The sequence below is a fragment of the Sulfuricurvum sp. PD_MW2 genome (assembly GCF_002633015.1).
Taxonomy (GTDB): Bacteria; Campylobacterota; Campylobacteria; order Campylobacterales; family Sulfurimonadaceae; genus Sulfuricurvum.
Genome location: NZ_NSIU01000007.1, coordinates 38053 through 59360, shown reverse-complemented (window position 1 = coordinate 59360; position 21308 = coordinate 38053). Strand labels below are relative to the sequence as shown.

Sequence of the window (21308 nt, the reverse complement as noted above, 5' to 3'; positions counted from 1 at the left end):
TTAATAATTCGCATTCTGGAATAGAGATATTTTAGCGTTATTTGGTTAAAATTTAATTGATTTGTCGTTTACAATAGGATTTTATGTGAAAAATATGGTGATTGCCCACTCCCCCGATGCTGATGATATCTTTATGTATTACGCCATCAAATTCGGATGGGTTACAAAAGAGAATACGACCTTTGACAATATTGCTTTGGACATCGAGACACTCAATACCGAAGCACTGAAGGGGACATATGATATCACCGCCATCAGTTTCGGTCTTTATCCCCATATTCGAAACGACTACGCACTTTTGCGCACAGCGGTCAGTTTCGGTCAAGGATACGGCCCAAAACTGATTCGCAAAAAAGAAACTATCCTCAAAAAGCGGTTCAAAGTGGCTTTGAGCGGTAAATATACGACCAATGCTTTGTTATTTCGAATCGCGTATCCTGATGCCAAAATTGTTTACATGAATTTTTTAGAGATTGAACAAGCCGTTTTAGACGGCATTGTCGATGCAGGAGTATTGATCCATGAATCGATTTTGGGATATGATGATTCATTGGAGGTTGAACGCGAACTTTGGGATGTATGGTGTGAACTGGGGGGAGAAGGGTTGCCGCTACCGTTAGGCGGTATGGCAATACGACGTTCTCTTCCACTCACTTCAGCCATCGAATATGAAAATATTTTGACCAAAGCGGTTCAAATCGCACGGGATCACAAAGAGAATCTCTCGAAAATGTTGATGGAACGCAGCCTTGTCCGCATCGATGCTCCGACATTAGAGAAATATCTCGAACTCTATGCCAACGATGAGTCCATTACCCTAAGCGAGATACAATATAAAGCGATTGAACTCTTATTCGAGCTAGGGTATAAAAACGGATTTTTTGATGCTAAGATTGATCCGAAAGATTTTATGATTCCTCTTGAATATACCGAATTGAGGTACAGCTAACATGATGCAGTCAGAACTCATCGGGCTCGGAATCGAAACGTTTAAAATCGCTCTCATCCTCTCTCTACCCGCATTGCTCGTGGGGATGTTTTTGGGACTTGCAGTCAGTATCTTCCAGGCAACCACTCAGATCAATGAGATGACCCTCAGTTTTATCCCTAAAATTATCGGTATCGTTATCATTATCATCCTCACCATGCCCTGGATGATGAACGAAATGCAAGATTTCACTATCCGTATGTTTAATATGATACCAACCTTTATGCAATGAAATCAAAAACTATCGATTTTTCAAAATTCAGTTCACTTCGTATCGGTCCGATCGTCGAGGTTGCTCTCATCGAAAATGATGTTGTTCCGCAAGGGCACACGATCATAGGTGCAGCGAACAATATTCTTGTCTCACCCACCCCACCGCCGCTCATGATCCTCTCTAAAGAGTATGATTTTATCGCTCTGGAATCCGACGGACTCCATATCGGTGCCGCAACACCCGGCGGACGAGTCGTCTCGTTTTGCAAAAAACACGATATCGCTCACTTTGAATATCTCTCAAAACTCCCCGGAACACTCGGCGGGATGCTGAAGATGAATGCAGGGCTCAAAGAGTATGAGATTTTCAACCATCTTATTGCGATACGGACACAAAGCGGATGGAAGAAAAAAGAAGAGATCGAGCACGGCTATCGTAAAACCTCTATCAATGAAGTTGTTTTCGAAGCGGTGTTTGAAGCTAAACAGGGCTATTCTCAGGATCGTTATGAAATGTTCAATCAAATGCGATCCAATCAGCCGAGTGATCCAAGTGCCGGAAGCTGTTTTAAAAACCCGCCAAACGACTACGCGGGGAGACTTATCGAAGCGGTAGGGCTCAAAGGGCTTTTTCAAGGAGCCATGTCATTTAGTAATGTTCATGCCAATTTTCTCGTCAATACCGGCGGTGGAACATACAATGACGCACTTACATTGATACATGAAGCACAAAGTCGCATAAAACGGGAGTTTGACATCGATTTACAATGTGAAGTTGTTATCATCGATAAAAACATATGACGAAAAAATAATCTTTTATATTGACTTTAGTCGTCATACTTCGTTAAAATGACGATGAAACTAAAATATTGTAAAGGATTACAACATACAATGATTGTTAGTTATATCCGTCCCGATAAAGATTTTGACGGTGTTTATGAGCAACTTAAGCTAATCAACGGTTATGCTGCTCAAAAAGAGCTTACTATCAATGAAGAGATGGTAGATCAAACCTCGCAAAATAAACGGCTTACAGATCGTCATGAAGTTGTCCGATTTTTTCGTTCATTAGACGGCGATACCCTAATCGTTTATGATACATGGACATTAAGCAGCTACATTGAAGATGTTGTCCAAATGTTTAGCTGCCTTCTCAAAAATAATAATACGATCCATTTTGTCAAACCGGGGGTCGTAATCGATCGCAAAAGTGATACAATGGTCGTTTTAGGTCTCATTGATCAATTGCGCCAAATTCTGCAAGATGATGCCAAAAAAGGGATTGGTCGTCCTAAAGGCTCCAAATCATCATCAAAATTTGATATTTATTTGGAAGAGATTATCCAATTATTAAAACAAAGAAAAAGTGTCAGCGAGATTGCACGTGTTCTTGGTGTGAGTCGAAGCTCACTTAAAGATTATATTGAATCACGTGAACTCAAAGAAGTCGTAAGCGGTATCAGCAATATCGGAGACGATGCCGATGCCGAAGCAACCGTGATTGGAACCATTCGGTGTCCAGTCGATGAATCAACCATATAATGGAGGTCGTGTAATGAGTGAAGAAACAGTTTCCAAAAAAGGGAAAGAATATTTAGCGGGATGGACTCCTTGGCGGATCAAACGGTACTGGTTCTATGGATTGGTGACCGTAGCCGCATTGGTCATTCCATGGATTAGAATTGAAGGAAATCACCTTTTTTTATTGAGCTTTGATAAACTCAAACTCCATTTGATGTTTGTGCAGTTCGATATGCAAGAGCTCTATTTGATGCCATTTTTGTTGATGATCCTTTTCATCGGTATCTTTGGTATCACCGTACTCGGAGGGCGTGTATTCTGCGGATGGATGTGTCCTCAAACGATTTTCCGTGTCGTCTACCGTGATTTGATCGAAACAAAACTTTTGGGTCTTCGCAAACGGATTAAAAACAAACAACAAGAGCCGGATTATTCTCTCGCTGAAAACAAAATCAAACGCGTCGTTGCACTTTTACTCTGGACGGGGTTGGCATTCATCGCAGCTGCGGATTTAATGTGGTATTTCGTACCGCCGGAAGATTTTCTCGCTTATATCCAAAACCCTATGGAACATACTGTTCTTGTGGGAACAATTATCGGTATCGTCCTTTTCTTGGTTTATGATGTCATTTTCCTAAAAGAAAACTTTTGTGTCTATGTATGCCCGTATTCACGTATACAATCAGTATTGTACGATGATGACACCGTTATGGCTATCTATAATCCAAACCGTGGGGGAGAGATCTATAACGAACACAAAGAGAAGATGTTTACAAAACAAAAAGATCTTCTTGCAGTCAATACAAATGCCGAATGTACAACCTGTGAAAGCTGCGTGACCGTATGTCCAACCCATATCGATATCCGTAAAGGGCTGCAACTTGAGTGTATCAACTGTCTTGAATGTGTAGATGCTTGTACAGAAGTCATGGGCAATCTCGGTAAACCGACACTCGTAGAGTGGTCAAGTGAAAAAGAAACATTATTCCAAAAAGGGAAAACACATTATTTCCGTCCGAAAATCATGGGTTATGCCGCTATTTTGATTATTGTCAGCGTTATTTTGGCGATGATGGGAAGCAAAAAAGAATATATGCTCCTTAATATCAATAAGGAGAACCGCTTGTACTCTATCAGCACCACTGATGAAGGGAAAACGCAAGTTGATAACGCGTATACGTTCTTGCTCCAAAATACGCTGAACGAAGATCATGAGTACTATTTTGACGTTATTGCCCCAGCAGGTATGGAAGGTAAAATCAAAATTCTTGAACCTGAAAAAGCGTTTACCGTAAAACCGGGTGTAGTAAAGAAAAAAGTTGTTGTTTTGTATACCGATGAGCTCTTGGTCAATGATGATCGTAAAGATACCGTTATCCCTATTACCATCAAAGCGTATGCGGTTGATGCCAAAGATAAAGTGGTTGTTCTCCGACAATCTACCTTTACATTCCCGCGCGCGGATATGCTTAAATAATCTTACTCAAAGAGGGTCTATCCCTCTTTGTCCTTCCTCTACTCCTTTGCATTTAGCTACAATACCAACATGAAACATATAGCAATTATCGGTGGCGGTGCATCAGGACTTATGGCGGCGCTTTTTGCCGCACGTTCGGGTGCAAATGTCACCCTTTACGAACACAATACCAGCGTAGGGAAAAAGATATTGGCTTCCGGTAACGGTCGATGCAATATCATCAATACTACGGCCACTCATGCTGATTATGCAGGAAGTGATCCTCAATTTGTAACCTATGCACTCAAACAGATGAATTTTCACTATTTTCAGAGTTTTTGCAGCTCTATAGGGCTTCTCCTCGATGTTAAAGACGACGGAAGATGTTACCCTCTCTCCAATGAAGCCAAATCGGTTCTAATCTCTCTCAAAGGGGCAATAGTCGATGCAGGTGTGAAAATACTCACAGAATGTGCCGTAACGTCCCTGTCAAAAGATTCAAACGGTTTTATTGTCGCATCTGCTCATGACAAACGCCGTTATGATAACGTTTTAATCGCTACGGGTTCTGAAGCCGCTCCTCAACTTGGTGCGGCAGGGGATGGATACGCATTCGCACGCTCTTTCGGACATGAGATTATCCCTACCTATCCGAGCCTTGTGCAGCTCCATCTCTCTTCCAAGCACGCTCCTAAAATGGCAGGGGTAAAAACGGTAGCCGAAGTTACGCTCGTTATCGATGGAAAAAGTAACACGAAAGTAACAGGAGATATCCTCTTTGCATCCTACGGTATTTCAGGACTGGCAATCCTCGACATCAGCCAGAAAGCTTCGTACGCACTACTTCACAAACAGCGTGTTAGCCTCACTCTCAATCTTTTACCGCAATTTGATAGACAGACACTTACAAATACACTTGAAAAACTCTTTACTTCCATTCCGACACAAACGATCCAAAATGCCCTATGCGGTCTACTCCCTGCCAAGATTGTCACCTATCTACTCGAAGATGCAGCAATAGCACTCTCTGCACGTGTATCGACGCTAAATCCAAAAGAGATCAAAAAACTTGCCTACTTGATCGGGGAATGGAAATTTGACGTTACCGATACGCATGGATTCAAACATGCCGAAGTGAGTGGCGGCGGTGTCAGTACAATACAAGTAAATCCTAAAACAATGGAATCAAAACTCGTAGAGGGGCTTTATTTTGCAGGTGAAGTGCTCGATATTGTCGGCAAACGTGGTGGTTATAATTTTAACTTTGCGTGGGCTAGTGGTATGATTGCTGGAAAAGAGATAGCAAAGTAAATATTTGTTAGCGTACATAAATGTGTGTGTATAATGAAAAGGGGGTAGAATATGCAAGATTGGGTTTATCAATATCCGTTCTCTGGAAATAATTTGCCATCAGGAAGAAGCAGTTGGAATGAGCTTGTTGAGCTTTTCGAATCTGATCCTGTTTTTTTAGAGAATAAAGATGAATTTTGTCAAACTATCTCCGATGGATTAAATACTATTCTAGCAAGTAAATATGAGAGACTTCGTAATCAAATGAATTGGGATGTTCATCCCGTATATGTAGAAATTAGAGAAAATGGATATATCTCTGTGCGCGATGAAGTAACAAAAAATGTAGGGTTTTATGCGATGAATGAACAAATAGCCCTTTACTTAGCGATCATAAATGCTATAAGGGTTATTGGTGGAGAAATTTATCAAAAACCTTTCAAGTATGATAGCAAAGATTTACTAGGAAATGTCGAAGCAGTTTTAGTGAAAGATTTTGAAAAATTTATCAAAGGTTTTGAATGAGTTATATGCTGACGGAATCTGATGTAATAGAATCTGTATGTGATTTTTTACAAAATCACAATTACATGATTAAACAACAACTAAATGAGCAGGAACGTGGGGATGACATTATTGCCGTGAATAATCGAGGTGAATATTTCTATATTGAAGCAAAAGGTCAAACATCATCCAAAATATACACTAAATCTTTTGGAAAAGAATTCAGTGATTCTCAAAAGTTATCACATGTTTCAAGAGCACTGTATCGAGCTATAAAAATGAAAGACCAAAACAATGCTTATGCTGGGATTGCTTTACCTGAAACAACAAAACATCTTGCAATAATTAAAGACATTCAAAAGACTTTACAATCAATTGAAATAGAAGTGTTTTGGGTGAAAAATAACAGAAGTGTTCGCATAGAAAATTTTAGTAAAAAATTTAATAAATAAGGAAAATAAAGATTATGGTTAAAATTTTAGTTTTTATTTTAAACCTCTTGTTGTTTTCAAATCAAGCAAATGCAACATGCAAAGAAAATTCATTTGGTACTATCTATTGCTCAAAGTATCCTTCTGGTGGTGCTGAAGTAAACCAATTTGGTACAGTAGTGTGTGGAAAAGGCGAATGTAAGCAAAATAGCCTTGGAATTATTTATTGTTCGACAATTCAAGGTGGGGGATCAGCCGTATCCAACTTGGGTGTTGTAAAATGCTTAGGTGGGTGTGAGCAAGCAAGTCAATTTATGTGCGAAAAAGGACAATAAAGAAGAGAAGTAAAAAGCTATATTCCGTTCACCCTTCGCATTTGCTCAGGGTACGGACGTTCATGGCTCGACAGGCTTACCACGAACGGAAAAAGATTACTTTTTCGCGTAACGTTTACGGTCGGTCGGATCCAACCATTTTTTACGCATACGGATATTCAACGGAGTAACTTCGAGAAGTTCATCGTCTTCGATCCACTCTAACGCACGCTCAAGGTTCATATCACGTGGTGGGACAAGTTTAATCGCTTCGTCTGCTCCAGAAGAACGGACGTTTGATTGCGCTTTCCCTTTGATCGGGTTAACGTCAAGGTCGTTTGAACGGCTGTGCTCACCGATAATCATCCCTTTGTACACTTTCGTTTGCGGTGCTACGAAAAGGACACCGCGATCTTGAAGGTTGAACAATGAGTATGCAAGGGCAACACCATCTTCCATAGAGATCAATGCTCCGTACTGGCGGCTCTCAACGTTCCCTGTGTAAGGGCGGAATTCCAAGAATGAGTGGTTCATAACCCCCTCACCTTTGGTATCGGTCAAGAATTGTCCACGGAAACCGATCAAACCGCGCGCAGGGATTTCGAACTCTACGCGAGTAAAGCCCTCACCCATTGGTACCATTGCTTTCATTTCCGCTTTACGGCGACCCAGACGCTCGATGATGGTTCCAGCGAAATCTGCCGGAAGGTCAACAACAAGGTGCTCGAACGGTTCACATTTGACCCCTTCGATCTCTTTAACGATAACTTCAGGACGTCCGATACCGAACTCATACCCCTCACGGCGCATGTTTTCTGCAAGGATGGTGATTTGAAGCTCACCACGACCGGAAACGATAAATTTACCCTCTCCAACCGTCTCATAGCGCATTGCTACGTTGGTGTTCATCTCAGCATCCAAACGCTCACGGATTTTGTTTGCCGTAACGTGTTTACCCTCTTGACCTGCAAGCGGAGAATCGTTAACCGAGAAAACAACTGTCAATGTCGGCTCTTCGATGTGCATCGGATCAAGCGGCATCGGGTTGTTAGGATCACAAATAGTGTCTCCTACGTCTACCGTCTCAATACCTGCTACCGCAACGATATCACCTGCTTCCGCTTCTTGGATTTCCATACGGTTAAGACCCAAGAATCCGATCAATTTAGAGATACGCCCTTTGACCATCTCTCCGTCCGCTTTTGCAAGAAGGATGTTGTCCCCTTTTGCAATTTTACCGTTGAAGATACGAGCGATACCGATTTTACCAACATAGTTGTCGTAGTCAAGTGTGAAAACTTGCAATTGAGTCGGGTTTTCAGCATCACCGGTCGGTTCAGGTACTTTTTCCAAAATAGTGTTGAACATACATGTGAAGTCACCGTCCGGCTCAGACATATCCATTTTCGCGATACCGTCACGCGCTGCGGCGTAAATAATCGGGAAATCGAGTTGATCTTCGGTCGCGTCCATCGCTACGAAAAGATCGAATACTTCATCGACTACACGCTCAGGATCTGCGGATGGTTTATCGATTTTGTTGATAACAACGATCGGTTTGATTCCAAGCCCGAGCATTTTTTTAACAACGAATTTTGTCTGAGGCATAACCCCTTCATACGCATCGACGAGCAACAACGCACCGTCAACCATTTTCAAAACACGCTCAACCTCTCCACCGAAATCGGCGTGGCCCGGAGTGTCGATGATGTTGATTTTGTGCTCACCGTAGCGGATTGCAGTATTTTTAGAAAGAATGGTAATCCCGCGCTCTTTTTCAAGGGCGTTAGAGTCCATGGCTCGTTCATTTACTTGTTCGTGTGTACCGAATGTTCCAGATTGTTTGAGCAATCCGTCAACTAGAGTTGTTTTACCGTGGTCAACGTGCGCGATAACGGCAATATTACGAATTTTTTGCATTGCTGTCCTTTAAATTAGGGCAAAGATTTTCGCGGATTATATCTTATATTATGTTAAGGAAATGTTAAGGCAAAACAATATGCTTTCATTCTATTAAAATCACTATAGTGGAATATTTTTTGCTTTATGCTCTTACATTAAACCAAAGAGCGTATTCTGTCCGCTCACCTAAGGATCATCAATGATCGTACAAACAAAAGAGACAAAAACTCAACAATCCCTAATCGATCTGTTGGGTGGCTCTACAAAAAAAGCCGCTTCTTCGAATTCAAAATCGAACGATCTCTTTGCCAAACTGCTGAACTCATTCGGAATGCAAACAAAAACCGATGATACTAAAACACACAAAAGCAATGATTTCAAAGCGATTATCGATCCAAAAAATACCTCTACAAAAACCGTAGAGACAAAAAACAGTGACACCAAAGTATCTCAACTCAAAGAACTGCAATCTCTTTTAGGCGCGACTGAAGAGAAAGAGACGCTTCTTATCTCCAAAGAAGCATTTGGCACTCTCTCCGAAAATCAGATCAAAACGCTGATCCAAAAGGCGAAAGATTATCTTAAAAATGAGATCACCGCCAAGAATCCGGAGTATCAAAATGACGCCAAACCTCTTCCGAAAACGTTAGGAGGATTGGTTCAACTCGCCGATAAGCTAGGACTTGAACCTCAAAAAATCACCCTTTCAACACTTATCACGGAACCGGAAGAAAAAGTTGCTCTAGCACCCGAAATTCTCTCCAAACCTCTTTTCGATGCAAAAGCGATCGCAGTACTGCCAACAAAAAATACCGAAGATACGGCAACGATGGAAACGATTACTCAGCTTTTAAGTGAGTTTAAAAACAAAGAGCAAAAAGGTTCCACATCTTCCGTAAGTGAGGCTGGATCTGAAAAAGCGGAAAAAAATGAAAAAGAGCCACTAAAAGCGCTCTTACAAACCATTGAGCAACCGCTTAAACATACTCCTGAAAATAGCTCGACAGTAACGGAGAAAACAGAGAGCAACCTTACTCCGCTAACAACAGCGGCCACAACACCGAAAAGCGATCTGTTGATTTCCCTTTTACAAGGCTCGAATGAGACAAAAGAGACCAAAAGCGAAACAGCCAGTCTCTCAAAAATCGATGGCGAAGCACAACGAACCGCTCATATTCCCAAAGCCGAATCTTTGGAAGTAAAATCGAAAGAAGCGGCTCAAAGCATGCGCTATTTTGCAAGTGATTTAAAAGAGGCAGTTCAAGAGTACAAGCCTCCATTTACCCGCCTCACAATGAAACTCAATCCAGAGAAATTGGGAGAGGTTGAAGTGACGCTTGTTCAACGCGGCAATAACGTTCATGTCAATATTCAATCCAACAATACCAACAGCGTTGCCTTTTTAGCTCACAATGCTACGGAGCTCAAAGCACAACTTGCATCCCAAGGGATCACCAATGCAACCATGAACTTTATGTCGGGAGGCGATGGTCAAAATAACCAGCAACAAGGTCAACAGCAGCAGCAAGGGCAGCATAACCGCTTCCGTGCCTATGAGTCGTTCGAAGAACTTCAACTCAACGAAGAGCAATTAAGTGCTCTAGAAATCATTATCCCACACTACGCATAAGGAGATTATTATGGCTATTGATGCATACGGTAATACCGCCAAAACTACTTCAACAACTACCAATACGACAACAACAACCGTTGCCGATAAAACAAGTCTGAGCAAAGATGACTTTCTAAAACTATTGATGTTGGAACTAAAATACCAAGACCCGACTCAACCGATGGACAGTGAGAAAATTTTATCTCAAACATCGCAATTGGCAACACTCGAATCTGCCGAAAACACCAATACAGCGCTTGAAACATTAGCTGCGTCTCTCAGCTCTTCTATGCAATATCAAGGGATTTCGGCTATCGGAAAAATTGCCGATACCGGAAGTAATGCGATCTTGAAAGAAGCTGGAAAAACCGCTGATTTTGAACTCTACTTTCCAGACAATTTGACCAGAGGAAGCGTGAATATTCTCGATAATAAAGGAAATGTCCTCCGCAGCATGACAATTGGAGCTACCAATGCCGGTGTTGCTCAATATTCATGGGATGGTTTAAATGCAAGCGGAAAAGCCCTCGATGAAGGAGTTTACTACGTTGAAGCATCGTATACGAAAGCAGATGGAACCAGTGGCTCTTCCCGCGTCGGAACCTATCCGATCGAATCGATCAAATTTGACAGCGGAAAAACCTATGCAAAACTTGGATCAGGTTATGTAGATTTCAGCACGATCAAAGAAGTATCGGCAAATTGAAGGCTCTAAAATGAATCAGGCTTATTTTACAGGGATATCGGGGGTTATGACCTACCAGCTAGGGCTGGATGTCGTATCTGATAACATTGCCAACGTCAACACCGTAGGATTCAAAGGTTCAACCGCCGAATTTGCCAATCTTTTTTCCGAAGTACTCACAAGTGCAGGGAAAACTCCCACAGCCAATGATATAGGGATCGGATCACGCCTTCAAAGTACCACGGTTCAAATGCAAAACGGCTCATTATTGGCATCTGAGCGTTTTAACGACCTGGCCATCAGCGGAAACGGATGGTTTGGAATCGTCTCAGGAAAAGAGACTTCGTATACTCGTGCGGGGAATTTTGTTTTTGATGAATATCAAAAAACGGCAGGAGATGTAAATTCTTCGGTCGCACGCCTTACCACTACCGATGGAAAATACGTTACCGGTACGATGCTTACCAACTACTCCTATAACGAGAAATTTGATTACGGTGATAAAACGGTTAACGGTGTAACCGGTGCATACGTCGTAACCGATGCGACCAACGAAGCAGAGTTAAAAGATGTTGATTCGCAAGGAAAACTAGAATTTCCAACGCGTCTGGCTTATCCGGTCGAACCGACAACTAAAGCGCAGTTTTTCGGTAATTTGCCACCGGATAATCAGGTGCATACAATCAGTGCCGATGTTATCAGCGGCAACAATGAACGAAACCGTTTAAAATTGACGTTTACTCAAAGCGCCGTTCAACCGACTACGGGTGTTGCATGGGATGTTACCGCTACCGTTACCTCCAATGATGGAAGCAAAGTATACGATACACAGACAGGCCAAGCAATTTTCGATGGAAGCGGAGGGCTCAGCAGCTGCAGTATCACGTCCATGGACAATGACGGTATGCCTGTAGCCGTCGATTTGGGAAGCAGTTTCAATGGGGTTATCTCCATTGATGGACTTCAAGCAAGCGGATCATCCCGCTCAGATGGCGTTTCGGGTGGAACCCTCACCAAATACGGTATCAATCCAAACGGCGTTATTGTTGCCGATTTTTCCAACGGCCGCCAAAGTGCCATCGGACGAATTGCCATTTATCATTTCCAAAATGATCAAGGACTCAACCGCATCGGGAACACAGAATTTCAAGAGAGCAGCGGTAGCGGAAAACCACTCTTTTGGACTGATGCTTCGGGAAATGTCATTACCGGAGCTATTATCAACAGCGGACAACTTGAGAACTCCAATGTTCGCCTAGACGTAGGTCTTACCGATATGATTATTATGCAACGTGCGTATCAGGCTAATGCTAAAACGATCACTACCGGAGATGAATTAATTCAAAAAGCGTTGCAGATGCACCGTTAATTGGAATAATTTTTGCTTGTAAATTTTACTTTGTCATAAAAAGGACATATCATGTTACGATCACTTTTCGCAGGTGTTACCGGATTGCAATCGCATCAGATCGCAATGGACGTTGAATCTAACAATATTGCTAACGTAAATACTATCGGATATAAGTACTCACGTGCCAACTTTTCAGATTTGCTCGCACAAACCAATCAAATCGCGACTGCTCCGCAAGGTCAAATCGGTGGTAAAAATGCCGTTCAAATCGGACTGGGTACAACGGTCAGCTCTATTACCCGTATCCATTCACAAGGTTCGATCCAAAATACCGACAAAAATACCGACGTCGCGATCCAAGGGGACGGATTTTTTATCGTCAGTGCCGATGGTGGAAATACCTATAAATACAGTCGTTCAGGCGACTTTAAATTTGACGCAGCCGGTAACTTTGTTGATAACAACGGATTTATCGTTCAAGGATGGGTGCGCGATGAGAAAACGGGACTCGTTGATTCAACCGCTCCGATCTCTAATATCCAAATTCCACCGGGACTCACTACTCCGGCACAACAGACCTCAGAAGTAACCATTAAAGCGAATCTTAGTTCGGGTGATAAAGTAACACAATTCAAACCTATTTATACACTTGATACCAATAGCCTCAATACGACGGGTGTGGATGGTCTCGCCAATACATCCGATGACGATCGGGCTGAGTTTTTCAATGTTTTGTTCGACGCAAGCGGAAGTGCTTTGAACCTCCAATCGGGACAGGGGATGTGGACGAGCTATAAGCCATCAACCATTACTCGATCAGTTGCAGCACCCGGAGCCGGTGCTTTATCTTTCACGATCAACGGTGTAGCGATGTCTATGACGTTTGCAGGGACGGAAACAGCCTCCCAAGCTACCAGTATGATTGCAGCAAAAATCAATGCGGAAACAGCAACGACAGGCGTCAGTGCAGCACCCGATCCAACCAATCCCGCAAATTTAATTTTTACGAATGACAATACCCGAGGGACAACTGCGGCAAGCAAAAATATCGACTTCGTCGTAACCTCAGACGTTGCTGCTACCGGTCTAACCAATGGTGGCGATATCACAGCATTTCAATATACCTTTGTGAACGCAGGAGCGGTACCGATTGGTGAAACAAATGCGACAACCGCTCAACGCCAATTTACAACCACCGAAGATTTGCGTGCTCAAATGCAGCATGACGCCCGTCTTATAGGGGATGATCATACCGTTGCTAACAACAATGTCTTTGACAGTGCTATTACCGTAGAGATCAATGACAAAGGTCAATTTCAGATTAAAAATCCAGGAAGTGCGGGAACGGATGAATACGATCTACGTATTGCCGTAACCGGTCTCACCTCAGCGGGTGTCACTGAAAATACCCGATTCACTCAAAACCTCCAAACTTTATCTGGAACATTGACAACCGGTTCAGCAACGACACGTCTGAGCCAAGCATTTAATGCCGCTACCCACTCAGCGAGTATCGACGTGTACGATTCACTGGGAACAAAACATACACTTCGTCTTGACTTTCGTAAAACATCCCTCTCTTCAAGCGGAGGAACAGAATGGACCTATGAAATCAGCGTTCCTGCACCGGGTGACATCGGGGGATCCATCAATAAAAATGAATTGACAAACTTGGATTCCGGTCGCATCAGCTTTACCAATACCGGAGCCCTCGCGTTGGCAACAATCCCGAGTCTCACCTATACGGCGAACAATGGTTCTGCACCGAATCAAACGATCAATTTGAACTTCGGTACGATCAATGCATTTGATGGAATGACCAGTTTTGATAATCCATCCGGAACCAGCGGTATCAGTCAAGACGGTTATCCGGGGGGAGACCTCGTCGGTATCCGAATCGATCAAAGCGGTACATTGATCGGATCATTCTCGAACGGCCGTTCATTCGGTTTGGCACAAATCGGTATGGCGAAATTTTCAAATAACGAAGGATTGGTCACCGATGGCGGTAACGTCTATTTGCAATCGGCGAACTCGGGGGATCCGATCATCGGTACTGCTGCAACCGCAGGGCGGGGTTTTATGCAATCCTCTGCATTGGAAGCTTCTAACGTCGACCTCTCAAAAGCGCTGACACAGCTCATTATCATTCAACGCGGTTATCAGGCAAACGGTAAAACCATTACTACTTCTGATACCCTCCTTGAAACACTGTTGGGTATCAAACGTTAATATTTTTTGCCTCTGTGAGGCAAAAAAGTTCATAAAATTTATACAGTCATTATTTGAGAAAAAGGATCCGGCGAGAAGGATGAACGCCGGAACTTTGAAACTTAAGGAGTGATGAATGAGAAAAGGTTACCCATGACCTGCTGCTGTCGTTTGGGATAACGACATTATGAATCAACTTGGTAAACCAACAGTAATAACGTTATACTTCCACTCATGAGATGGCGAACCCTTAAAACCAAAAAACAACCCAAACTTTCCAAACCACTTACCCTATTTGCCCCATTTTGGTCACGTGCAGCAGGATTTGCAACCGATATTTTTATGATCGGAATTCCTATATCACTCATTGCCATGAGCTTGTTTGGCTACGATCAAATGCACAGTGCAAGCGGGCTCGATGTTTTAGTTCATGATCCGAAAGCACAAACAAATCCCCCAAATCCGATTGCCTCGCTCGTGCAAGTTACCCTTTTTCTAATCACATATGTATGGTTTTGGCACAGGAGCGGTCAAACTCCGGGAAAAAAACTTGCCCGCATCCGCGTCGTCGATATCACAACGCTTCAGAATGCCCCCTATTGGAAACTGATTCTCCGATTTATCGGATATTTTCTCTCGTTTATTACTCTGATCGGTTTTTTTATCGGCCTCTTTAGAAAAGACAAACGTGCGCTGCACGATCTCATTAGCGGCACAGCCGTTATACGCGTCCCCTAACGTGGCTGTTTTAATCGCATCGTTTTATTTTTTCTATTTTGCCCTTATCGGGGTACACGTGATTTTTGTCCCAAAAATCCTCTCTATGGTAGGTTATGTACCCTCCGATATCGGACTGATCCTAGCATCTGCACCGCTTGTGCGCTTTGCCATACCGTTTTTATTCCTCAAAGGGTTTCAGCTCGATCAAAAAACGTTTTTTAGTGCGTTAGCACTTATGACTCTGGGAGCCATCGGATTTTATCCGGCACTCGATTTTTTTTGGCCTTTATTGCTTGTCAATATTCTCTTTGGGATCGGAATTGCTCTCATTCTCCCTTTTATCGAAGTGATCGCCCTTGAACATATCGGAAAAGAGCGCTATGGAAAAATCCGTCTTTTCGGTTCATTCGGATTCATTGCTATTGCTCTGATATTGGTCAAATACCTCAGCACTCCCCATATCGGAATTGTCTTTTTGATTGCTATGGCATCCATGACGCTCTTTTTTGGAGCTTGGATCGGACAAAAAGAGCATCATTCGAGACATCATGACTGTAACGCTTTAGAAGATGAATGTGGGTTTTCCATTCGTAACCATATTCCGCTCTGGATCGGTTTTTTTATGATGCAAGTGAGCTTTGGACCGTTTTATAACTTTTTCACGATTTATGCAACCGATCACGGGGTTTCCTTGGACACTACGGTATGGCTATGGAGCTTTGGTGTCATTGCCGAAATTATCATGTTCTATTATCAAGGCAAATTACTCAAAAATAATTTACATGCTCTATTGTGGATAACTGCTGCAGTCACCTCATTGCGATGGATTTTAGTTGCTTTGTTTCCAAGTTCATTGTTCGTATTGTTCGCATCCCAAAGCCTTCATGCCTTTAGTTTTGCCCTGTTTCATACCGCAGCCATCAGTGTCTTATTCTCGCTCTACAAGGCTCGTCGTTTGGCACAGCAGTTTTTCTTCGGAATTTCATATGGTCTAGGGGGATTTATCGGGGCTATCGGGGCAGGATTTGTCTATCAATATGCCCCATCTACACTTTTTATTGCAGGCTCAATCGCCGCTGCGGGTGCGACGATTGCGTTTGTACTCAATAACCGCGTTAACCATCCTCACGTTTAACGTGTGTCACCATCTGAGGAAACGGCACGGTAATATGATGTTCATCGAACGCTAATTTAACCGCTTCGGTAATCTCAAATTTAGCGTTCCAGTAATCGTCGACTTTGACCCATGGACGGGCTACCAACTCGACCGCATTTTGTCCCAATGCACCTACGGCTACGAGAGGCTCAGGATCGCTCAATACCATCTTGTGCTCAACCAAAATATCCATAATGATCGATTTCGCCAATTTCAGATCATCTTTATAGTCGATTTCAAATGTCATATCAATGCGGCGTGATTCATTTCCCGTATAGTTGATAATATTTCCGGCAATTAGCGCTCCGTTAGGAATAATGATTGAACGGTTATCCGAAGTAGTCAGTGTCGTCGAAAAAAGATTGATAATTTTCACGGTCCCCATTACTCCGGATACTTCGATAAAATCACCCACTTTGAACGGTCGGAAAAAGATAATCAGTACCGCCGCACCAACGTTGGCCAATGTATCTTTGAGCGCCAACCCGATAGCCAAACCTGCCGCACCGAATACCGCTACGAATGAGGTGGTGTTGATCCCCAAATTGCTGGCTGCAGCAACCAAAACGGCAACCATCAACGCTACGTAAATGGCATTGGAAGCAAAACTGATCAGCGTCTCATCGACATGGGACTTCACCATCCCTTTACGCATCAATACTAGGAGTTTTCGAACAATCCATTTTCCAATAAAAAAGATGGCTAACGCACCAAGAAGTTTTAAGCCGTACTCGGTAGTGTAGTTTATTGCCAAATCGGTGTAGTGCTCGATTTTGGTTTCAACGTGTTCGATTTTTTGTAACATCATTTTCCCTTTTAACGATACTCGACGATTTGTTTTAACTCAAGCCGTTTTTGCTCACTTTGTGCTTTAGCGCGATATCCAAAGGCACAAATCACCGCAACGCTGTGTCCGTATTCTAGATCCAAAATTGCCTCAACCTCTTCTTTGTCAAACCCCTCGATCGGACAACTGTCGATTTTGAGCGTAGCTGCATAGGTCATCATGTTCGCCATCGCGATATAACATTGTTTGGCTGTCCAGTTTTCCAACAGCACCTCATCGGCTTCGATCGGTTCCAAATAGTTTTTATAGACCCCCATGTACGTATCGACCGCTTCAGAAGGGAGTCCCCGACGTTCAAACATCTTTCGTACATACGGTGTACCGCTGCGTACCGTATCGTTATCGGTGGTAAAAATCACCAGTTCGGAACAATCCGTAATCTGATTTTGGTTCCAGCACGCACTTTTGAGTGCTTTTCGCAAGTTTGGATTGCGTACTACAATCACTCTCCACGGCTCCATTCCAAAAGATGAAGGGGATTTTTGTACCACGTCCAACATCGATTCAAATTGCTCTGATGGAATCTGCTTTTCGGCATCGAATGCTTTACACGCATGACGAAATGCCATTGCTTCTAAGAACTCGGACATACTCTACCTCTTTCTTGTTCTATTGTTTGTACTATTTTAACGTAGAGTTCTTTATTCGGAGCAACACAATGATCCAAAAAAGGTTTATATTTGAGATACGTTTGCCATGCTCTAAGCGAAGCTTCATAACGTCCTCGTTTGATCAGTTCAAATGAGACCGCAGCATTGATAAAACCCTTCCAAAGTTTTATCTCGTGGTTTTCCTCAAACCGACGAGGATACCATAACCGCTCAAAATCTTCATGCGCATCGTAATAACGTGATTCGCAAATAGATCGGACAAACGCCTCACACGCTTCGGTTATACCCGTAGATTCTTGCGCCAATACCCTCTCCCTCCACGCAAGCTGATACACACATGGTTTGGAAACTTGGAACGAAACTCACCCAGTCGTGCTTTGGTTGATTTTCCGCTGTCACAATAGAAAACAAACACACTCCCCTCCGGCTCATTTTTGAGAAGCGGCGGAGCGTAGAGAGTTGTCTCAGCACCATCGATAGAGTTCAGAATCGTATCGATCAGCAACACTTTGATTCCGTTTTCTTCGAGCTCTTTTTTGTTTCGTAAAAATTCTTCTTGGGTCCATTCATCGACGCTAAGATCGACCATTTTTATCCCCTGTTTTGTCATTTTGCGAAAGTTTATCAAAACTATAAAGGCTTTAGCCTTAGGATTTTAGGCTACACTTACACTATGGCAAAGAAAAAGAAAAAAATGATCAAACTCAACCAGTCCATTCGCCATTTTTTCGGCGATGAGGGATTTGACGAGGGTATTGAAAGAGTCCCGACCGAGGTACTTATCGCCCTCGCGCACACACTCGGAATATTTAACGGAACAACCGATAAGACAACATTGATAAAAACCTTTCGTCGTTTGTGGTCGGAGGGTGAGACCGACAACCGTGAAATGATTGTGACATTCTTCAAACATGAGGGAAAAATCTATCCCAATCCAAAGCCGCGTGAAAAACCTCATGAGCGCGAAGAAAAAATTGATGAGCTATTAGAAGCATTTGATATTACCGATGCAGAACGACGTGATCTGCATGCAGCGTTTATCGATATCCGCACCCGTAAAATCACCCCTGAGAAAATCGCTGCCAAACTTGAGTACATCCGCTATACTCGTAAACGAGAAATTTTAGAAAAAGCTCTCGAGGGAAAATTTAACTACGATGATTCACTGGAATATTATGCCCCTATTGCCTATGACATCGGTGGTGAAAATTTTACCAAGATCCATGTCCTTAAAACTCCACCGCTAAACGAAAAACGGCTCCACGAAGAGAACATCGACGTACTAGTTAGAGAAATAACTGAGCTAAAATCGGCACTAACACATCAAAAACAAGAACAAACCAATGCATCTTTAGCTTCACTCAATCTTGCTACTCACCGCTATCTCACCTCTGATCAGATCATTGCTTCACTCAAAAGCGCTCCCCCCTCAACCCAAACGTACGGAATACTCAGTACAGAGATCGTGCGGGATGTTTTGGCACGCCATCTGCATACTCCCCTCACCTCGGTCGGAAGCGATGATTTGATCATCGAAATCGACAAATCACTCTCACTCCCCTACCGAGATTCTCCGATTGAGTATACCCTAGCACTGCATCTCGATGCTCATGAACTGAGCCGCCAAATATGGAGCGAAGAAGAACTCACTATTGCATCGATGATTGAGGAACAAAGTGCACACGAAGAGCGTGCCTTTTTGAGCGAGTTGGCTCATCTCGTTGATGAGTGTCGAGAGCGCTCCAAACTCTTAGAGATGGATAACGTCTATTTGCATAGCATCGTATATGAATTGCTTTTACCTTATCTCGCTGCTGCACCTCATATCAGCGCTAAGACCTCTCGTCGGGTACTGTTTTCCTTTGATCAACGGATTGCAGGAGAACTCCTCAAGCGTCAACGTCAAGCACTATTAGCCCGAACGGTACGCGATTTTAAAAATCTCTTCCCCCTCGCACGATCCCTGCGTCGTCGACTCATTTTTCACACGGGACCGACTAACAGCGGTAAAACATACACTGCATTTGAGCACCTCAAAAAAGCGGGGACGGGATACTATCTCGCGCCATTACGTTTGTTGGCGTTAGAGGGGTATGAGACACTACGAGAAAATGGTGTCAATGCTTCACTCATCACCGGAGAAGAACAGCTCCTCGATGAAGATGCCACCCACATCAGTTCCACCATTGAGATGCTCAGCTTCGAAGTTGAAGTGGATTGCTGTGTCATCGATGAGGTACAGATGATCGATGATCGTGATCGTGGATGGGCATGGGCGAATGCCATCATCGGTGCTCCTGCAAAAACAGTCATTATGACGGGATCACCAAATGCTCGTGAAGCAATTGTTGCGTTAGCGGAATATCTCGGTGAACCGTTGGAGATTGTCGAGTTTGAACGTAAAAATTCTCTGGAACTGCTCAAAACCGCCACACCGATCAACGCCATCGAGCCGAAGACTGCTGTGATCGCATTTACCCGTTCCAATGCCCTGCGGCTCAAACAACAACTTTCTAAAACTTATCGCACCAGTGTCATCTACGGCAATCTCAGCCCTGAGGTACGCCGTGAAGAGGCTCGTCGTTTCCGTGAGGGAGAAACCGATATTCTCGTCGCTACCGACGCGATCAGTATGGGGCTGAACCTCCCCATCAAAACACTCCTCTTTTCCAAAGCCGATAAATTCGACGGTCAAAATCAGCGCAATCTCACCGCGACCGAAGTACGCCAAATCGCCGGACGGGCGGGACGCTACGGACTGAGTGAAAAAGGGTATGTCGGAGCACTCACCCCCGATGTACTGCGAACCGTCTCGTCCCTTTTTACGAAAAATATCGAACCGATAGCATTGCCATTTAACGTCATGGCGAACTTCGATCATATCATGCTCGTCTCGAATATCTTGGAAGAGAGATCCCTCTCAGCTATCATCGATTTTTTTGTCCGAAATATGAAATTTGAAGGGCCGTTCCGTGCCGCGAATCTCGAATCGATGCAAGAGGCTTCGGCTATTGTGGATCGATACGATCTGGATATGCGCACCAAATATACCCTCGCCACAGCACCCCTCTCCACCTCATCACCGCTGGTAATGGCGGCGTTCGAACGATATGTACGTGCGTTGGAGCAGAAAAAACCGATTGCCTATATCCCGCCACAGCGGTTAGGAAACTACGCATTATCAATGGATGAACTTCAGGATGCGGAAGATCGGATCAAAGAGATCAGTTTATATCTGTGGCTATCTTATCGAATGGGGGAATTTTTCGTCGATGCCGAAAAAGCACGTACGTTTCGTGGGGAGCTCAATCGTTTTATCGAAAACTCACTCCAACAAAGCCATTTCGTTCCGCGATGCAAAACATGCGGCAAACCATTGGCGCCGAATGCCGAATTTGCGATTTGCCAAAGTTGTTTCAATAACCTCAACCGAGCCAAAGCACAGCAATCACGTCTATTGGGAGGAGAAAAACGTCATCCTCCAAAACGGCGATAA

The 21308-nt window shown here is 43.4% G+C and carries 21 protein-coding genes; 16 read left to right on the top strand and 5 right to left on the bottom strand.

Annotation, left to right across the window (positions count from 1 at the left end; all coding sequences use genetic code 11):
- The first annotated feature begins 85 nt into the window (after positions 1-85).
- The 9 genes from CJD30_RS05090 (at position 86) to CJD30_RS05050 (ending at position 6738) form a co-directional block, all read left to right on the top strand.
- A complete protein-coding gene (locus CJD30_RS05090) occupies positions 86-949 on the top strand; it encodes a menaquinone biosynthesis family protein (protein WP_294916970.1) in 864 nt (287 codons plus the stop codon).
- Positions 950-953: 4 nt separating this feature from the next.
- Complete coding sequence (gene fliQ / locus CJD30_RS05085; RefSeq protein WP_294917026.1) at positions 954-1220, top strand: flagellar biosynthesis protein FliQ; 267 nt, start codon at positions 954-956, stop codon at positions 1218-1220.
- Positions 1217-2002, top strand: a complete 786-nt coding sequence (locus tag CJD30_RS05080) for a UDP-N-acetylmuramate dehydrogenase (RefSeq protein WP_294916968.1) — start codon at positions 1217-1219, stop codon at positions 2000-2002. The genes fliQ and CJD30_RS05080 overlap by 4 nt, the downstream gene beginning before the upstream one ends.
- Before the next feature lie 90 nt (positions 2003-2092).
- Positions 2093-2743, top strand: coding sequence for a helix-turn-helix domain-containing protein (locus CJD30_RS05075; RefSeq protein ID WP_294916965.1), 651 nt, complete (start codon positions 2093-2095; stop codon positions 2741-2743).
- 13 nt (positions 2744-2756) lie between these two features.
- The gene (ccoG, locus tag CJD30_RS05070; protein WP_294916963.1) at positions 2757-4199 is read left to right on the top strand and encodes a cytochrome c oxidase accessory protein CcoG; all 1443 of its coding nucleotides are present in this window, start codon (positions 2757-2759) and stop codon (positions 4197-4199) included.
- Positions 4200-4268: 69 nt separating this feature from the next.
- Complete coding sequence (locus CJD30_RS05065; RefSeq protein ID WP_294916961.1) at positions 4269-5489, top strand: NAD(P)/FAD-dependent oxidoreductase; 1221 nt, start codon at positions 4269-4271, stop codon at positions 5487-5489.
- 51 nt (positions 5490-5540) lie between these two features.
- The gene (locus CJD30_RS05060; RefSeq protein WP_294916959.1) at positions 5541-5993 is read left to right on the top strand and encodes a hypothetical protein; all 453 of its coding nucleotides are present in this window, start codon (positions 5541-5543) and stop codon (positions 5991-5993) included.
- The gene (locus CJD30_RS05055; RefSeq protein ID WP_294916957.1) at positions 5990-6424 is read left to right on the top strand and encodes a hypothetical protein; all 435 of its coding nucleotides are present in this window, start codon (positions 5990-5992) and stop codon (positions 6422-6424) included. Before CJD30_RS05060 ends, CJD30_RS05055 begins: the two co-directional genes overlap by 4 nt.
- Before the next feature lie 14 nt (positions 6425-6438).
- The gene (locus CJD30_RS05050) at positions 6439-6738 is read left to right on the top strand and encodes a hypothetical protein (protein ID WP_294916955.1); all 300 of its coding nucleotides are present in this window, start codon (positions 6439-6441) and stop codon (positions 6736-6738) included.
- Positions 6739-6834: 96 nt separating this feature from the next.
- Here CJD30_RS05050 and typA read toward each other — a convergent pair whose 3' ends face one another.
- Complete coding sequence (gene typA, locus CJD30_RS05045) at positions 6835-8637, bottom strand: translational GTPase TypA (RefSeq protein WP_294916953.1); 1803 nt, start codon at positions 8635-8637, stop codon at positions 6835-6837.
- Positions 8638-8818: 181 nt separating this feature from the next.
- On the opposite strand from typA, the gene CJD30_RS05040 reads away from it, so the two are divergent.
- The 6 genes from CJD30_RS05040 (at position 8819) to CJD30_RS05015 (ending at position 16333) form a co-directional block, all read left to right on the top strand.
- Positions 8819-10249 (top strand): flagellar hook-length control protein FliK, encoded by a 1431-nt coding sequence (locus tag CJD30_RS05040; protein ID WP_294916951.1) that lies wholly within the window; start codon positions 8819-8821, stop codon positions 10247-10249.
- Between the two features lie 10 nt (positions 10250-10259).
- Complete coding sequence (locus CJD30_RS05035) at positions 10260-10937, top strand: flagellar hook capping FlgD N-terminal domain-containing protein (RefSeq protein ID WP_294916949.1); 678 nt, start codon at positions 10260-10262, stop codon at positions 10935-10937.
- A gap of 10 nt (positions 10938-10947) precedes the next feature.
- Complete coding sequence (locus tag CJD30_RS05030; protein ID WP_294916947.1) at positions 10948-12285, top strand: flagellar hook-basal body complex protein; 1338 nt, start codon at positions 10948-10950, stop codon at positions 12283-12285.
- Positions 12286-12336: 51 nt separating this feature from the next.
- Positions 12337-14499 (top strand): flagellar hook protein FlgE, encoded by a 2163-nt coding sequence (gene flgE, locus CJD30_RS05025; RefSeq protein ID WP_294916946.1) that lies wholly within the window; start codon positions 12337-12339, stop codon positions 14497-14499.
- Between the two features lie 213 nt (positions 14500-14712).
- On the top strand, positions 14713-15216 hold the full coding sequence (locus tag CJD30_RS05020; protein ID WP_294916944.1) for an RDD family protein: 504 nt from the start codon (positions 14713-14715) through the stop codon (positions 15214-15216).
- Positions 15167-16333 (top strand): MFS transporter, encoded by a 1167-nt coding sequence (locus CJD30_RS05015; protein ID WP_294916942.1) that lies wholly within the window; start codon positions 15167-15169, stop codon positions 16331-16333. Before CJD30_RS05020 ends, CJD30_RS05015 begins: the two co-directional genes overlap by 50 nt.
- Here the strand turns inward: CJD30_RS05015 and CJD30_RS05010 are convergent.
- The 4 genes from CJD30_RS05010 to CJD30_RS04995 are packed head-to-tail and all read right to left on the bottom strand — an operon-like array spanning position 16314 to position 18401.
- Entirely contained in the window at positions 16314-17159 is an 846-nt protein-coding gene (locus tag CJD30_RS05010) for a mechanosensitive ion channel domain-containing protein (RefSeq protein ID WP_294916939.1), read from the bottom strand. The two genes, CJD30_RS05015 and CJD30_RS05010, sit on opposite strands and share 20 nt — an antisense overlap.
- 11 nt (positions 17160-17170) lie before the next feature.
- Positions 17171-17791: an NAD(P)H-dependent oxidoreductase gene (locus CJD30_RS05005; protein WP_294916936.1), complete on the bottom strand. Its 621-nt coding sequence runs from the start codon at positions 17789-17791 to the stop codon at positions 17171-17173.
- Entirely contained in the window at positions 17776-18117 is a 342-nt protein-coding gene (locus CJD30_RS05000) for a DUF309 domain-containing protein (protein WP_294916934.1), read from the bottom strand. Before CJD30_RS05000 ends, CJD30_RS05005 begins: the two co-directional genes overlap by 16 nt.
- Entirely contained in the window at positions 18093-18401 is a 309-nt protein-coding gene (locus tag CJD30_RS04995) for a hypothetical protein (protein ID WP_294916932.1), read from the bottom strand. The genes CJD30_RS05000 and CJD30_RS04995 overlap by 25 nt, the downstream gene beginning before the upstream one ends.
- 84 nt (positions 18402-18485) lie before the next feature.
- Between CJD30_RS04995 and CJD30_RS04990 the strand changes: the two genes are divergently transcribed.
- A complete protein-coding gene (locus tag CJD30_RS04990) occupies positions 18486-21308 on the top strand; it encodes a helicase-related protein (protein ID WP_294916930.1) in 2823 nt (940 codons plus the stop codon).

Excerpts from the sequence above, each read along its gene's own strand:
- CJD30_RS05010 (WP_294916939.1), bottom strand. The coding sequence starts at position 17,159 with ATGTTACAAAAAATCGAACACGTTGAAACCAAAATCGAGCACTACACC.
- CJD30_RS05060 (WP_294916959.1), top strand. The coding sequence starts at position 5,541 with ATGCAAGATTGGGTTTATCAATATCCGTTCTCTGGAAATAATTTGCCA.
- CJD30_RS05020 (WP_294916944.1), top strand. The coding sequence starts at position 14,713 with ATGAGATGGCGAACCCTTAAAACCAAAAAACAACCCAAACTTTCCAAA.
- CJD30_RS05055 (WP_294916957.1), top strand. The coding sequence starts at position 5,990 with ATGAGTTATATGCTGACGGAATCTGATGTAATAGAATCTGTATGTGAT.
- CJD30_RS05040 (WP_294916951.1), top strand. The coding sequence starts at position 8,819 with ATGATCGTACAAACAAAAGAGACAAAAACTCAACAATCCCTAATCGAT.
- flgE (WP_294916946.1), top strand. The coding sequence starts at position 12,337 with ATGTTACGATCACTTTTCGCAGGTGTTACCGGATTGCAATCGCATCAG.
- ccoG (WP_294916963.1), top strand. The coding sequence starts at position 2,757 with ATGAGTGAAGAAACAGTTTCCAAAAAAGGGAAAGAATATTTAGCGGGA.
- CJD30_RS05035 (WP_294916949.1), top strand. The coding sequence starts at position 10,260 with ATGGCTATTGATGCATACGGTAATACCGCCAAAACTACTTCAACAACT.
- CJD30_RS05065 (WP_294916961.1), top strand. The coding sequence starts at position 4,269 with ATGAAACATATAGCAATTATCGGTGGCGGTGCATCAGGACTTATGGCG.
- CJD30_RS05050 (WP_294916955.1), top strand. The coding sequence starts at position 6,439 with ATGGTTAAAATTTTAGTTTTTATTTTAAACCTCTTGTTGTTTTCAAAT.
- CJD30_RS04990 (WP_294916930.1), top strand. The coding sequence starts at position 18,486 with ATGGCAAAGAAAAAGAAAAAAATGATCAAACTCAACCAGTCCATTCGC.
- CJD30_RS04995 (WP_294916932.1), bottom strand. The coding sequence starts at position 18,401 with ATGGTCGATCTTAGCGTCGATGAATGGACCCAAGAAGAATTTTTACGA.
- CJD30_RS05075 (WP_294916965.1), top strand. The coding sequence starts at position 2,093 with ATGATTGTTAGTTATATCCGTCCCGATAAAGATTTTGACGGTGTTTAT.
- CJD30_RS05030 (WP_294916947.1), top strand. The coding sequence starts at position 10,948 with ATGAATCAGGCTTATTTTACAGGGATATCGGGGGTTATGACCTACCAG.
- CJD30_RS05005 (WP_294916936.1), bottom strand. The coding sequence starts at position 17,791 with ATGTCCGAGTTCTTAGAAGCAATGGCATTTCGTCATGCGTGTAAAGCA.
- fliQ (WP_294917026.1), top strand. The coding sequence starts at position 954 with ATGCAGTCAGAACTCATCGGGCTCGGAATCGAAACGTTTAAAATCGCT.
- typA (WP_294916953.1), bottom strand. The coding sequence starts at position 8,637 with ATGCAAAAAATTCGTAATATTGCCGTTATCGCGCACGTTGACCACGGT.
- CJD30_RS05080 (WP_294916968.1), top strand. The coding sequence starts at position 1,217 with ATGAAATCAAAAACTATCGATTTTTCAAAATTCAGTTCACTTCGTATC.